This is a genomic window from Nostoc sp. (genome assembly GCF_036917155.1).
In the GTDB taxonomy this organism is placed as follows: domain Bacteria; phylum Cyanobacteriota; class Cyanobacteriia; order Cyanobacteriales; family Nostocaceae; genus Nostoc.
In genome coordinates, this window is record NZ_JBALDZ010000053.1 from 1 (window position 1) to 13,863 (window position 13,863).

The 13,863-nt window shown below is 39.8% G+C and carries 13 protein-coding genes; 9 read left to right on the plus strand and 4 right to left on the minus strand.

What is annotated here, in order from left to right; all coding sequences use genetic code 11:
• Positions 1 to 133: 133 nt before the first annotated feature.
• Positions 134 to 931 (minus strand): SDR family NAD(P)-dependent oxidoreductase, encoded by a 798-nt coding sequence (locus tag V7K67_RS07945; protein ID WP_335165930.1) that lies wholly within the window; start codon positions 929 to 931, stop codon positions 134 to 136.
• Positions 932 to 1,385: 454 nt separating this feature from the next.
• Here V7K67_RS07945 and V7K67_RS07950 point away from each other — a divergent pair, with 454 nt between their 5' ends.
• The 9 genes from V7K67_RS07950 (at position 1,386) to V7K67_RS07990 (ending at position 11,510) form a co-directional block, all read left to right on the plus strand.
• On the plus strand, positions 1,386 to 2,336 hold the full coding sequence (locus V7K67_RS07950) for an SMP-30/gluconolactonase/LRE family protein (RefSeq protein ID WP_335165932.1): 951 nt from the start codon (positions 1,386 to 1,388) through the stop codon (positions 2,334 to 2,336).
• A complete protein-coding gene (locus tag V7K67_RS07955; protein WP_334732509.1) occupies positions 2,333 to 2,875 on the plus strand; it encodes a DoxX family protein in 543 nt (180 codons plus the stop codon). The genes V7K67_RS07950 and V7K67_RS07955 overlap by 4 nt, the downstream gene beginning before the upstream one ends.
• Before the next feature lie 643 nt (positions 2,876 to 3,518).
• Entirely contained in the window at positions 3,519 to 4,580 is a 1,062-nt protein-coding gene (locus V7K67_RS07960; RefSeq protein ID WP_335165934.1) for a trypsin-like peptidase domain-containing protein, read from the plus strand.
• A gap of 5 nt (positions 4,581 to 4,585) precedes the next feature.
• On the plus strand, positions 4,586 to 5,935 hold the full coding sequence (locus V7K67_RS07965; RefSeq protein WP_335165936.1) for a hypothetical protein: 1,350 nt from the start codon (positions 4,586 to 4,588) through the stop codon (positions 5,933 to 5,935).
• Positions 5,936 to 5,992: 57 nt separating this feature from the next.
• Positions 5,993 to 7,081 carry an XRE family transcriptional regulator gene (locus tag V7K67_RS07970; protein ID WP_335165938.1) on the plus strand — a complete coding sequence of 363 codons (1,089 nt, stop codon included), beginning with the start codon at positions 5,993 to 5,995 and terminating at the stop codon, positions 7,079 to 7,081.
• Positions 7,066 to 7,983 (plus strand): AAA family ATPase, encoded by a 918-nt coding sequence (locus V7K67_RS07975; RefSeq protein ID WP_335165940.1) that lies wholly within the window; start codon positions 7,066 to 7,068, stop codon positions 7,981 to 7,983. The genes V7K67_RS07970 and V7K67_RS07975 overlap by 16 nt, the downstream gene beginning before the upstream one ends.
• On the plus strand, positions 7,973 to 9,139 hold the full coding sequence (locus tag V7K67_RS07980; protein ID WP_335165942.1) for a VWA domain-containing protein: 1,167 nt from the start codon (positions 7,973 to 7,975) through the stop codon (positions 9,137 to 9,139). The genes V7K67_RS07975 and V7K67_RS07980 overlap by 11 nt, the downstream gene beginning before the upstream one ends.
• Entirely contained in the window at positions 9,130 to 9,768 is a 639-nt protein-coding gene (locus V7K67_RS07985) for a Uma2 family endonuclease (protein WP_335165944.1), read from the plus strand. Before V7K67_RS07980 ends, V7K67_RS07985 begins: the two co-directional genes overlap by 10 nt.
• A gap of 56 nt (positions 9,769 to 9,824) precedes the next feature.
• Positions 9,825 to 11,510 (plus strand): hypothetical protein, encoded by a 1,686-nt coding sequence (locus V7K67_RS07990; RefSeq protein WP_335165946.1) that lies wholly within the window; start codon positions 9,825 to 9,827, stop codon positions 11,508 to 11,510.
• Between the two features lie 236 nt (positions 11,511 to 11,746).
• Here V7K67_RS07990 and V7K67_RS07995 read toward each other — a convergent pair whose 3' ends face one another.
• The 3 genes from V7K67_RS07995 to V7K67_RS08005 form a co-directional block, all read right to left on the minus strand.
• Positions 11,747 to 12,160: an HNH endonuclease gene (locus V7K67_RS07995; RefSeq protein WP_334710939.1), complete on the minus strand. Its 414-nt coding sequence runs from the start codon at positions 12,158 to 12,160 to the stop codon at positions 11,747 to 11,749.
• 5 nt (positions 12,161 to 12,165) lie between these two features.
• Positions 12,166 to 12,543, minus strand: a complete 378-nt coding sequence (locus V7K67_RS08000; RefSeq protein WP_334732514.1) for a hypothetical protein — start codon at positions 12,541 to 12,543, stop codon at positions 12,166 to 12,168.
• A 162-nt stretch (positions 12,544 to 12,705) separates the two neighbouring features.
• Complete coding sequence (locus V7K67_RS08005) at positions 12,706 to 13,668, minus strand: VOC family protein (protein ID WP_335165948.1); 963 nt, start codon at positions 13,666 to 13,668, stop codon at positions 12,706 to 12,708.
• Between the last annotated feature and the right edge of the window lie 195 nt (positions 13,669 to 13,863).

Consider the following 13,863-nt stretch of genomic DNA (forward strand, 5'->3'; position numbering starts at 1 on the left):
GCCACGATGTTTCAATGTGTCCTTGTACAAATCCCCTGATTTTAATTATGGGGATTTCCCTGTTGCCTGTTGCCCGTTCCCTGTTCCCTTTTACTTTTGCCTTGTTGTACTAGTTTTTTTAAACTTGCTTCCCTTACAAACTCGCAACCGAGCCACCATCTACCCGATAGTTGGAACCAACTACAAAGCTTGATTGCTCAGAACAAAGGAAGGCAATTACAGCTGCTACTTCTTCAGGTTTGCCACGTCGCTTGAGTTCGATGTGAGGGCGATGTTCATCGAGGAAACTGTCAATTGCCTCATCAAAGCTAACACCTAGCTCTTTTGATCGCTTTTCCATCATTGCGTCAGTCATTGAGGTGGCGATATAGGCGGGAGAAACTGCATTCACTAACACACCATCTTTTGCATAAGCTTTAGATAAATTTTTTGCAAGATTCAACACTGCTGCTTTGCAAGCACAATAAGGTATTTCTTCTGGGTATGGCTGTAGTGCATCTTCCGAACTGATGAGGACAACTCTGCCCCAACCACTTTTACGCATCGCCCCAATAAAAGCGCGACAGGTGCGTACTGTCGCCATCAAGTCAACCTCAATTGTCTTGTACCACTCCTCATCACTCAGTTCGAGAAAATCTCCCGTAGCACCTGTAATTCCTGCTGCATGAACAAGAATGTCAACGGTTCCGAAGCGCTTTATAATTTGCTCTTTAGCAGATTCGACTTCTTCAGTTTTAGTGAGATCCGCCTGAACCGTGAATATTTCTCCAAACTTTCTTAACTCCTCAGCTGCGAGTTCAAGATTTTCGGAAGTCTTATCGAGAATAGTAACCTTTGCACCTTCATGGGCGAGTAGTTTAGCTGTCGCTTTACCAATGCCGGAATCACCTCCAGTAATTACAGCGACTTTACCTTTAATACCAAAATCCATACGCTATTTCTCTTAATTAGGAACAATTTATGCCAAGCTGATTAATTGAGAAATATTCAGATAGTTTTTGCTTGCACGTTTTACTTTATGTCACAAACTATGATTTTTTCAACTCATCAATGGTATATCCTTAAAATCATAAGTTCAGCCTTTAGACATATAGCAATCCTATTTGAGTTATGGAAATTATAGAACTGTCCAGAATGCCAACAAAAGGAGAAAATCTAGAACTGCTAAGAGTAACCTTTAAAAACATGCAATCTAAAATTTTAGACTCTATCCAATGGCTGAATTTTCATTTATGCCTAAAGAAAGGCTAAGATTTCATTTCAATCTCATTTATGTTTATATATGATGTAAATCATGCATATTTTATATTTATAAAAACTAAATTTGTATTAACTTGAACCTGCCATTTACCGCCAGTAACCAAGTTAAATAACAGGAGATTCCTATGGCTGAAGCCATTGAGATTTATGACGATCGCCTCCTTGCTATTGTACGTCCGGATGCTTCACTCCAGCTGCTAGCCAACGATGCCGTTCATAGTGAGGGACCTGTTTACTTCCATGAAGATGATAGCGTGGTGTGGAGTGACGCTCACGGCAACCGCCTGTTACGCTGGAGTTCTACGGATGGTGTAAGCGTTCTGCGATCGCCATCTGATTATCAAAGCGGTAACTACCGCGATTTAGAAGGTCGTCTAGTTGCGTGTTCGTCTGGTCTGCGTGCTATTATTCGACGCGAACATGATAATGAATGGAAAGTTTTAGTCGATCGCTACCAGAAGAAACGCCTGAACAGTCCAAATGATTTGGTAGTCAAAAGTGACAACACAATTTGGTTCACCGATCCGCCCTATGGGATCACTGAACCAAACCAAGGTTACGGCGGCGAACAAGAACAACCCGGAAGTTATGTGTACCGCTTTGACCCGGCAACAGGTGAGATTTATCCTGTAGTAACAGACATGGTGCGCCCGAATGGGTTGGCTTTCAGTCCAGATGAAAGCCTTTTGTATGTTTCAGATACAGCAGCGTTTAATATTCCTGGAGGGCCTCATCATATTCGCGTCTATGAGGTTGTAGGTGTAGGCGTAGCCCGTCCTAGACATCGCTATCTGAAAAATGGGCACGTGTTTGCAGTTATCGATCCAGGACAACCCGATGGACTGCGGGTTGATGAACATGGTAATGTTTTTACGAGTTCTGAAGACAGTGTGCAGATATACGCCCCCGACGGAACTCGCTTAGGAAAGATTTTTGTACCGGAGACATCTGCTAACCTGACTTTCGGCGGTAAGAAAGGCGATTCCCTTTCAGGGACACTTCGTGAACGCTTATTTATCACAGCCGGTCATTCCTTATATGTTATCGAACTCAATACCTGTGGTTTACAGCTATGATTTATCAATTTGGGCTGGGTGTAGCGATCGCTTTTTTCCTAGCTGCATTTAATTTCCCACAGCTAAGTCCACAATTGTTAAGTTCACTTTCTCCTGTATATCCTGACGGATTTCCCGGATTAGCACTTTTACTTCTCAGAGTTAGCGTTGGCGGGTTGTTTATATTACACGGCTATCCAAAGTTAACGCATCTTCGACAGTGGGCTGAGTCTATGAAAACACCTATCTTTCTTTGCTTTTTATCAGCTGCCTCTATGTTAGGTGGCGGAATTTTTCTGATGATTGGATTCCTCACACTCTTAGCAACCTTGCCCATTCTCTGCTCAATGATTTTTGCGATATACTTAGACATTTGTGGAAGTAAGCCCTTTGTAGCCCAAGATCCATACTTAATTCCTGAAGGACAGTATCATGGGCCTTTAGGAAAAGGTGAACCGCCAAGTTGGGAAAAGGCTTTTATGTATTGCGTCATGCTGATTGCGATCGCAGTTTTAGGCCCTGGTGCTTATTCGCTAGATGCTTGGATTTTTGGACGTTGAATCATCTCTTTAGAGCGGAGAGTCTCAATGTTAAGAGATGTGGGCGATCGCCTGCCTGAGGTTTCATCTAAAAATGGAGTGCGATCGCCTGCTTTAAGGGGCTGATAGTTATGCCATCACTTGGAACAAGGCACTTCAACTATAATTCTCCTTGAATAATTTGGGACAATTCACTCCGGCTGCGATTTGCTTCTGACCAAATGTACTTCAAAGCGTCCTTGAATCACTGTGTCAGCTACGCTATATTTACCCAGCCCTTTCAATGCGTTCATTTGTACTATATTCTTGGACTCTCTATTAATCCTTGCGCTATACTCCTGACGAGATTTTCTGGCACAAAATGCTCAATCAACTACACCATATTTTGATGATCTTTGATGTTGCGATCGCCTTGAATAACATCGATAGCCTCAAGCCCTAATTTGACACCCTATACAGTGTAAGGGTTTCAGCCTTTGATTGAGTAGTTCATTTGTTCGCGTTGAAAGGGCTGGCTATATTTACCCCAACTGACACCACATCAATAATTGAAAAACGCAAACGTGAAATATGAACGCGATCGCTCCGATATCAAGCTACATTAACGAATAAATCTTGCTTTAAACTAAAAGTTTAGTAATCAGTTTCATAGGATACAGTAATTGTGACCGTACAGCTATCCCAATCTGACTTCCAGCGCCTTACCCGCATTGTGCAAAACTTACCAGACTTTGCTAATGTGCGCGATCGCCGTCGTTTAGTCGCAGGTGCATTACAAGGTGTCGTCCAAGCAGATATTATCCTGGCGCGGTTAGATTTGGATGGTGCGCCGATGGGTGTTTCTGTGGAAGTGGTGCGATTTTTAGCTCAATTTGGACGAGTCGCTTACGATAAAGAAGCCCTTGCTGTCTTCCTCAACTATATTCAGCCTTACACTGGGGATGAAGATAAAGACTTTATCGTAGAACTATTTCAGAACTACCCCCTTGATGTTCCAGTCAGTCCTAGCCGTGGAATTGGCAACTGGAAGGGAATGGATAGTACGGCTGATATCAAAGAAAAGATTATTGGGGAAAATACATTACGCGATATCTACATTTTAAACTTGGCTCTGGAAGCCTCAAAAGCTGTGGTGCGTATTGCTACTCCCAAGGGTGCGGGTACAGGGTTTATGATTGCACCCGATTTACTAATGACGAACAATCACGTTATCAACAACCAGGAAGTAGCGGAAAAAAGTAATTTTAGCTATAACTATCAACTGGATATCAATGGTAAAGAATGCCCAACACAGATTATTGGGGCTTTACCGGATGGTGCTTTTTACACTAACGAAGAACTGGACTATACAGTAGTAACCCTCAAAGAAGTACCCGACTTCGGCAAACCCTTAATCTTCAAAAGTAAATTAATGCGGCGAGATGACCGCGTAGCAATTATTCAGCATCCTGGCGGTCATTTGAAGAAAATCTCTATACAGAATAACTTTGTTGCTTACGCCGATAATCAAGTATTGCAATATACTACTAGTACAGAACCAGGTTCATCGGGGTCGCCTGTTTTCGATGATGATTTTCAGGTGGTTGGTATTCACCATAGCGGTGGTATGTTAGTAGAACCAAATACCCAACAAAGGTATTTACGTAATGCAGGAACGAGTGCGATCGCTATTCTCAAAGATTTACAGGCTAACGCACCAGAAATTTACACACGGTTGCAGAGGTAATGTAAATGGCAGAAATCAGTGGTGAAATCATTCAAGAATTATTGCTTGTCCTCAGACCATTTATGTGGGATAAACAACAACGCCGATCTTATCTTTTCATTGCTTTAGGGACTAATGCAACCGTTTTAAACGGTCTGGTATGGGATACACCTGTAGATGTATTCATTCCCCAAATGGTAAACGAACTGATATTATCTGGAGAAATTGCTCCTGGAAAGCCTACAATTTGTGCGTTATTAGAAGTTATTCGTGAAAATGTAGGTGTAGACAAACAGCTAGAAATTGATAATTTGCAGCAAAAGATTATAGAAGAACTAACAAAAAAAGAAAAGTCAAGTTCAGTTGAAACTGACAAACATAGCAGATCCAAGCAAATGAGCTTCATTACTGAACTGCGAACCCGTTTGATTAGTGACAAACAAGTTTATGACTTATCCCGAAACGAAGAGTTTGCAGAGTTTAACTTTATAGGCTTGAAGGAAACTCCCCTATCAGTAGATTTAGTTGCTTTTACCAAAGCTGATGGCTTCACCGAAAAGCAGATCGTGGATTTACGTGATAAGTTTTTCAACATTACGCAAATCGTATCTTATGATTTTGGTTTAAAACCTGGCCCAAGAATGCCAAATGGTCTTTTGGGTTTGGTGTTTGAAGATGAATGTCCTCGTTCTTTAATAGAGTTTATTAAAAAACAGACAAAAATCTCCCACTGGCAAAGAAGCGCTGTCCTTATTTCTTGGGTAATTGATGTTAAATATAAGCAAATCCATACCCATAACAATCCAGTTTCATTACTGCCCCCTGTAGTGATTATGGAAGACTCGGTATTTCCCGGATTAGAATATTTAAAATCTTTTATATATACCTATCGTTCTCCATCTATTCATTTAGATAACGATACAAAAGCAAGTATTCAGAATTTTGTTAGATTAGAATCAAGATTAGAAGAAATCTATAAAATTATCAAAACTATGCCAGAACAACAGTCTAAATATAACTTTCCCAACGCCAAAAGAGTACAAATTTTTGAGCAAGTTGATACTTACATTGAGAATAACAATATTAATGAGCAAGAGATCAAGCAATCATTGGAAGATTTGAGACAATTGATCGAAAAATTGCAACAGCAGTATCCTAATGCCAGCGAGGAGCAAGCTGCTGCTATCATTGATGCTGAGTTTAAAGAAATCCAGCGTACTCAACCCCAAAGATGGCAGAAGATATGGAGTCTCAAACGCCTATGGAACGGTGTGAAGAAAGGTTCTCTCAAAGCTGGTGAGCATTTTGTGGAAGAAACACCTTGGGGTAAAGCAATCATTGGCTTCCTTGAAGGTATTACAGATGAGACAGAGTAGTAAGCAAATTGAGCATTACTGACATAATAATTAAGGTTTAGTGCATAGATTGAATCGATGTCTGTAAACAGCGAATTAATGCAAAAAATATTACACCTGCTCAGACCCTTGATGGAGACTGAAAACCAACGTCGGGGGTATTTATTTAGGGCATTGGGGACTGATACACCTGTGCAGTATCGGCTAGCTTTGAATACACCTACAAATGATTTTATTCCTAATTTAGTGAATGAATTAGTTGCTTATGGTGAAACATCCTCTGGAAAACCCGCACTTTGTGCATTATTAAAGGTAATTCGTGAGGATGTGGGCATTGATGTCCAAGCCACTATCGATGCACTGATTGTAGAATTTCTACCACCAGCAGCAACCCAAACTATTTCTACACCACCGCATATACTGTTTGATTTACTGCTACAAGTAGATTTTAAGCAACAGACAAATATAGTCAGGGAAGTAATGAGAAGCTACTTCACAGCAGGCTTCTTAGTTCACAATGAACCTGAGTGTGGATTGGAATTATTGCTGGCTAAGTTATTTCGGATGATACCAAGCTTGAAAAACAATAAGCCAATTGTCTTTGATGTGGGTTACAGAAATATAGAACGCTTGTGGACACACTTAGGGCGCTATTTTCATGTACATCCAATTTCCACCTCCGAAATTTTGGAGAAAATTTGCGATCGCTGGCAAACTCAAGATGTGGTTTTCATATTTAATAAAGTAGATTGCTTACAGCCAGAAGTTCTGTCCGCTTGGTTGGAGGAATTTTGGGAGCCATTGGTAAATATCGGAAAAGAAAATCCACCTCAAAAATCTACTCACTTGTTTATGTTTTTAGTAGATCATGGTGGCAAAGTGCATCAGTCAAATATTAATGTATCAAAAATAACTTCTCCACTTATAGACCCCCGAATACCTCTATGCTTACCACCTGTAAATAGTTTTTCCCAAGAAATTATTGAAGAATGGATTACAGAAGTTGTTATGCAACGTAGTGATATAGAAATCGAATTTGATAAATTGACATCCGAAATATTGTTTCAAAAGTCTTGCCAAGGTATTCCCCAATTTGTCTTTGAAGAAATTTGTAGCTTCTTTAGTATTGATTGTGAAAAGGTTTTCGCACAATGTACCAAAATTTAGCAAGTGTACTCACCGCCAATGGTAAGCAATATTATGCAGGCAAGCCAATTTCACCCCAAGAGTGTCAAAAGTATGGGCTTTCTCCTTACTTGCCATCTTCAGAACTTATTAAAGCAGTTAACCTTGCCATTTTCTTAGAAAAACGTCCCCTATTGCTCAAAGGTGAACCGGGATGCGGTAAAACCACCTTAGCGCAGGCAGTAGCTTACGAGTTGGGTTTACCCTACGAAACTTGGTATATTAAGTCTACAACCAGAGCCAGGGATGGACTCTACACCTACGACGCTGTTGGTCGTTTGCACGATGCTCAACTTGCTCGCATGGGGGAAGCTAGCAATTCCAAAGTCGAGAATTTAGACAATTACATCAAACTGGGGCCTTTGGGACGTGCGTTTAAAAATAAACAACACACTGTAGTGCTGATTGATGAAATTGATAAAGCTGATATTGACTTCCCCAATGATTTGTTGCGAGAGTTAGATGAACAGAGATTTACGATTGAAGAAAAGGGGGAAGAAGTAAAAGCAAATTACCCTCCCATTGTCATCGTTACCAGCAACGATGAAAAGGATTTACCTGATGCTTTCCTGCGGCGTTGTCTGTTTTATTATATTCAGTTTCCTTACCCACAGTTAGCTAATATTGTCAAGTCACACTTTTTGGAATCTTCCTCTGATTTGGTGGAAGCTGCGGTGAAGCATTTTAGCGAATTGCGGCAGAAAATGGAGAAGGGTAAAGCAGGTAAAAAAGTTAGCACCAGTGAGTTGCTAGATTGGTTTGCAGTGTTGCGACAATTTCCTGAAGATGAGGTGTTAAAACAGTTGGAGGGAGAAATACCTTTTCCTGAAGTTCTGTTGAAGAAATGGGAAGACCATCTGCGGTATTTGAAGTATGAAACTTGAAGAACTACCACTGTTGGATATTTTTAACAGCTTGCGTCAACGGCATGGTTTGCCGTTGGGGGTTGAAGAATATCTGGTGGTTGTGCGTAGTTTAGAAGCAGGTTTTGGAATTAGCAATAAACAGGAATTAGAGCAGCTATGCTGTATGTTATGGGCAAAATCTGAAGAGGAAAATCGCCTGATTCGACGGTTGTTTGAGCAGATGTGGAAGCAAATTGAATCGCACCCAGTAAATTTTGATTCACCTACACAAAAAAATTCTCAAAATTCCATAGACCAAACGCCATCAAGCACTGACACACCAAATTCAATTTCACACTCATTTACACAAAAAAATTCCCAAATATCTGAAGAACCTTCAATTGATGAACCATTACCTGATTTAGAGACAACTCCCACTATTACGCCAGAACCAGTGCAAGCCGTCCAAGCAGTGCGGAGTAGTCGCGGGGATAGGGAACTCAAACGCCCTCGTTATATGCTTTTAACAGAGTATTTTCCCGTTACCAAAAGACAAATGAAGCAATGCTGGCGTTATCTGCGTCGTCCGGTGCGCCAAGAAGTAGCCACAGAATTAGATATTGAAGCAACGGTGGCAAAAATTGGGCGTGAGGGGATTTTACTAGAACCTGTACTGATGCCTCCGCGTACAAATCGCACGGATTTGGTGTTACTAATTGACCAAGAAGGCTCGATGGTGCCATTTCACGATTTATCGCGCCAGTTGGTGGAAACGGCACAACGGGGAGGACGGCTGAGAACAACCAATGTATTTTATTTCCACGACTACCCGGATGAATACTTATACCGTCATCCGGCAATGCTTGATGCCAAGGCTGTTTCTGAAGTGTTGGAGGAAATTGGCGAACGAGCGGCAGTATTAATTATTAGCGATGCTGGCGCAGCACGGGGGAATTTTGACCAAGAACGGGTTGATAATACTAAGGTATGGATTGAGCAGTTACAGCAGTCGGTGCGTTATTATGCTTGGCTCAATCCGATGCCGAGTGAATGCTGGCAACAAACTACTGCTGGGGAAATTGCCCGTTTTGTGCCGATGTTTGAAATGAGTCCGCAGGGGATGAATGCGGCAATTAGTGTCTTGCGGGGTCGATATATTGTAGTAAAAGAGTTGGATGAATCTTTATGCTTTTAGAGTTAAGACAATTGAGGATTCAACCGGGACAGCAACTGTTACTTGAGGACGTTAGCTGGCAGCAATTTGAAAATATTTTGGCGGAATTAGGAGAACATCGCGCTGCCAGAATTTCTTATAGTCATGGTTTTTTAGAAATTATGGTTCCCTTACCTGAACATGAAAAAGCCAAAGAAATTATTGGCGATATCGTCAAAATTTTACTGAATGAACTAAGTATCAATTATGATGCTTTAGGTTCAACCACCCTAAAAAATGAAAAAATGAGTCAGGGAGTAGAACCGGATACTTGTTTTTACATTCAAAATCAAGCGGCAGTTATTGGTAAAAATCGCATAAATTTAAGTGTAGACCCACCCCCAGACTTAGCCATAGAAATTGATTTAACTTCTCGCACGCTATTGGATAATTACCAAATTTTGGGAGTACCAGAACTTTGGCGATATGGAAAACAAGGCTTACAAATTAACGTCTTGCAAGGTGGAAAATATGTAGAGTCAAATTTTAGTCCTACTTTTCCAGATATTCCGATAATTGAGCTAGTAAATCAATATGTCCAGCAAAGTCAAGTTGTTGGTGGCAGCCAAGCAATTCAAGCTTTTAGAAATTGGCTGCGGGATAATATTTAATTGTGCCTTTTATTTGGAATGAGTTATTTGCAATGGCAGTCAGTTGAGGTTATTTGATGCCTACCACAAACAAGGAGCGGGAAATACGAATCGCCCAAAGAAGGGTTGAAGGGTTTGCCCAGCAGTTTGGGGAAGCACACCGCAACTTGGCTCGTCACGCGGCGTTTCCTTTGGTACTTACACCCGATTTACTCTACCAAATTTGGGCAAACTTTGTCCCCGAAGCCCCTTGGACGGCGGTAGCTCATGTCTTGCTGTCGCGGTTGTGTCGGCAAGTGAGTTATGAGATGTATGAGATGGATATTGCTGACCGCAATTTGTTGTTGCGGGAATTGAAAGAGCAGTTTGGACAGGAAAGATTTGATGAATTGGGAGAGTTTTTGCTGGATTATGTAGCGCAGCGATTGACAGATGACGACGCAGATACGCAAGATTTGCGAGAGGCTCAAGAGTGGACGGCGTTGGCGTATACAAAGCCTAATGAGGTGGCGCGTCAGATGATGCAGAGATTAGGCGAAAGGATACAGCAGGATGATATTGGGGAAGTGTTGAGGTTAGCTTCATTAGTTGAGACATTGGCAGAACCTTTGATGGAAGAAGGTTTTGAGCCTTTATTAGTTTATAGTCGGGGTGTAGATAGTTTAGCTCGTAGTAATTTAGGTAATAATGTTTTCGCTACACTAAAATTGAAAAAAATGCTTGCATCAAATACAGCTAGTTTGGCGCTACCTAAAAGTATTTTTGATGCATCAAGTTTGGGATTAGCTAAAAGTGTTTTGGATGTATCGAGTTTCGTATCGCCTAGAAGTATTTTGGATACAGCTAGTTTGGCGCTACCTAAAAGTATTTTTGATGCATCAAGTTTGGGATTAGCTAAAAGTGTTTTGGATGTATCGAGTTTCGTATCGCCTAGAAGTATTTTGGATACAGCTAGTTTGGCGCTACCTAAAAGTATTTTTGATGCATCGAGTTTGGGATTAGCTAAAAGTGTTTTGGATGTATCGAGTTTCGTATCGCCTAGAAGTATTTTGGATACAATTAATTTGGCGTTACCTAAAAGTGTTTTGGATGTATCGAGTTTCGTATTGCCTAGAAGTATTTTAGATACAATTAATTTGGCGTTACCTAAAAGTATTTTGGATGTATCGAGTTTTGCCTTGCCCAAAAGTACTTTATTAGAGTTACACAAACAAATAGATTTTATTTCTACAGCATCTGACTTGCAAATCAAGCATGAATTAATTCATAAGCTTATAAACTTAATTCATTCTGACAGCGCATTAATAGAGTCTGCGATTGAGTCTGACTTAAGTGATAAGCTTTCTGGAGAAACTGTTACCTCTCATCTAATACCTGATGATAATAATGAAGGAACTATTGATGAAGTTGGAGAAATAGAAGAAATTAATTTAAATCTTAATAATGTGGAAGATTATGACAAAATAATTGTCATACATTTTAGTCTCAGAGTTGATTGTCAAGTGACATACTTCATATATAAAGCAGACTATTATGCTATGGAAGATGAAGACATTTCAATTTTAGATGATGATTGGAATGATCATTATTTCTGGGCAGGACAATACTATTTACTAATGGTAGAGGGTCTTGTTTCAGTTCATCCAAAATTAGAAAATATCAATTCTCAAACTATTTCTGATGATGAAGCATACGAAATCTTAGAAGATTCTCAAATTTCTATCGATTCTCTAACCAAAATTGAGATACTTGAGAATGATTAGAATCAAAGAGAGTACATTCCGAGTACAAATATTTTTATTTACATTTACATTTACCCAAAAATTTATCAATTTTAAATCTGGAATATTGAATTTTTTTCTCTTCCTATACTCTGGATAAGAAGGAGAATAAACAGTAAACTTATTTGAACATGCAAACGAAAAAAGTAACGAATATTCTTAATTAATTAATTAATTAATTAATTAATTAATTATTTAACATAATTTTATTTTTATACCTATGGATATAGTCCTTGACTCATCAACACTTGCCGTTCAAGTACGCGATTAGGAATATTCAACTGAAGCAACCTTGCAGTCCCTTGACCAATCTGAGTTTTCCCTTCAATTCTCGCACGTTCAACATAGAAATGTTCATCCCAAACCTGACGACGGGGATTAAACAACGGGACAATTTCTTTAGTAACTTGGTCTATCGTAGCAAAATCAGAACCTTTATGACGATTGCAAGATAAACATGAAAGCGCTAAATTATCAGCAGTCGTTTCACCTCCATGTTTTACCGCAATAATATGATCTACTTCATGGGTATAAATTGAAAAATCCTGATGAATTAGGCAATATTCACAACATCCTGAAGCTCTCTGTATTACAAGCTTACGCAGTTCCGCAGAAATTGAATTAGATGTCATCTTAGCTAATCGCGTTTTAAAGCTCGTGCCTTTAATAAAATCATCATATTTTCTAATTGCTCATAAACATCTAACTCAGCTAATTCCATTGGACTGAGTGTTGCAGATCGGTTTTTTCCTAATAATTCTGACAACCGCGTTTGAGCTTGAGGTGAAACTTTAAAAGCAATAATTTCTTCTGGAGTTGGACGCTTAATTAAAAAATCAAGAACTTCTTGATAAACTGCGGGAATATCTGTCGTCTCTGTTTTGATTGTTGACTGAGAGTTTGTTGGTAAATTAACAACGTCTAACAATTGCCAAAGCAATTCAGGTAAGCGATTTTGCAGAGGTTCTAAACGTTGAGCTAGTTCATCAGAAATTTGAATTGTTAATTCTGCCATATGTGATTCTTCATCGGCGCTATCTGGCTTGTCTTTTATCCTAATTATAGCTTTACTACCCTTTAAGTCGATTTTACGTTGAGCATGATACAGCGCTTTCTCAGTATAAATATCTTCTTCTACCACCAATTGACGTAAAACAGCCGCTAATCTTTCTAACACTTAGGATTCCACAATTAGCAATATTGCGTGTCCGTCAGGATCTTTAACTAAACAACCTTGGCGGTAAGGACTTGTACTATCTGCAAACTGCACAATCCGCGACGATACAAACTCAACCCCGTTACCCCGTAGCTTATCCACTAACTGCTCAAAATTATTTACAACAAGCTCAATTTGGATATGTGCAATATCGCAACTTTTCCAGTCACTCGGTATAGTCCGACCTTTTCCAGGCAAAATATAGTCTAACAGTTCAATTCCCACACCATCTTGAACAGGTCGCAGTCCTGTAATTCTTACTTTGGCTCCTGGTAAATTATCCAAGCGAGTTTGGGTTGACTGCCAGTTAACACTGCGGCTATCAATTTGCATTCCCAGGAGGTCGCAGTAAAAGTGTAGACTCTGCTCGGTATTGGAAATTGCGATCGCACTATGGTCGATTCCTAAAAACAAGCGATGGTTTTTCTGATGCCATTTATCTTGTCCTTTATCAGGCGGAAACCAAATTAACTCTAAATCATGACCATCAGGGTCTTTAAACTTAAAAGCGCGGACACCACCAGATGCTTCATTTTCAGGTGGTATTGTCTGTGGCGCAACTGAAATTGCTTCAATGGGAAATGAATGCAAGTGAGCATAAGCGCGATCCATATCACTCACTACAATTGCCAGATGTTGAAACCACAGGTCATTACTTTGTGAATCGCTGGGGATGGGTTTACCCTGAATATTAAGATACTCCATCAACTCGATAAGTTCGTCACCTAATCGCAAAGTGACAATGCGAATTTTTGCCCCAGGTACGCCTTCTAAATCGCTGTAATCCTGTCCTTCAACAGTAATATCAGAAACGAGTTCAAACAAGAGTGCTTGTGTATAGAAATCCAAAGAGCGATTGCAGTTTGTCACCGTTAAGCCAATAACTCTAATTTTTTGTACTTGGACATCGGTTTGAGTAGACATATTCAACAGATTTTGTACTTATTCTGTACTAGCTTCGCAACAATTCAATATGAGTCTTGTATAAATCAATCAATATAAAAAAATATTATAAAATTTATCTCTAGCTTAAGAAAGACATTCAACTGACTTCATCCTTTAAAGATTTTATCCAATAATGAAATCGGTATGGAATTTTTATAGCTCTTTCGGTAGAGA

Bases quoted from the DNA above. Each gene is read 5' to 3' on its own strand.
- V7K67_RS07950 (WP_335165932.1), top strand. From the start codon at position 1,386: ATGGCTGAAGCCATTGAGATTTATGACGATCGCCTCCTTGCTATTGTA.
- V7K67_RS08000 (WP_334732514.1), bottom strand. From the start codon at position 12,543: ATGGCAGAATTAACAATTCAAATTTCTGATGAACTAGCTCAACGTTTA.
- V7K67_RS07965 (WP_335165936.1), top strand. From the start codon at position 4,586: ATGGCAGAAATCAGTGGTGAAATCATTCAAGAATTATTGCTTGTCCTC.
- V7K67_RS07975 (WP_335165940.1), top strand. From the start codon at position 7,066: ATGTACCAAAATTTAGCAAGTGTACTCACCGCCAATGGTAAGCAATAT.
- V7K67_RS07970 (WP_335165938.1), top strand. From the start codon at position 5,993: ATGTCTGTAAACAGCGAATTAATGCAAAAAATATTACACCTGCTCAGA.
- V7K67_RS07990 (WP_335165946.1), top strand. From the start codon at position 9,825: ATGCCTACCACAAACAAGGAGCGGGAAATACGAATCGCCCAAAGAAGG.
- V7K67_RS07955 (WP_334732509.1), top strand. From the start codon at position 2,333: ATGATTTATCAATTTGGGCTGGGTGTAGCGATCGCTTTTTTCCTAGCT.
- V7K67_RS07995 (WP_334710939.1), bottom strand. From the start codon at position 12,160: ATGACATCTAATTCAATTTCTGCGGAACTGCGTAAGCTTGTAATACAG.
- V7K67_RS07985 (WP_335165944.1), top strand. From the start codon at position 9,130: ATGCTTTTAGAGTTAAGACAATTGAGGATTCAACCGGGACAGCAACTG.
- V7K67_RS07945 (WP_335165930.1), bottom strand. From the start codon at position 931: ATGGATTTTGGTATTAAAGGTAAAGTCGCTGTAATTACTGGAGGTGAT.
- V7K67_RS07980 (WP_335165942.1), top strand. From the start codon at position 7,973: ATGAAACTTGAAGAACTACCACTGTTGGATATTTTTAACAGCTTGCGT.
- V7K67_RS08005 (WP_335165948.1), bottom strand. From the start codon at position 13,668: ATGTCTACTCAAACCGATGTCCAAGTACAAAAAATTAGAGTTATTGGC.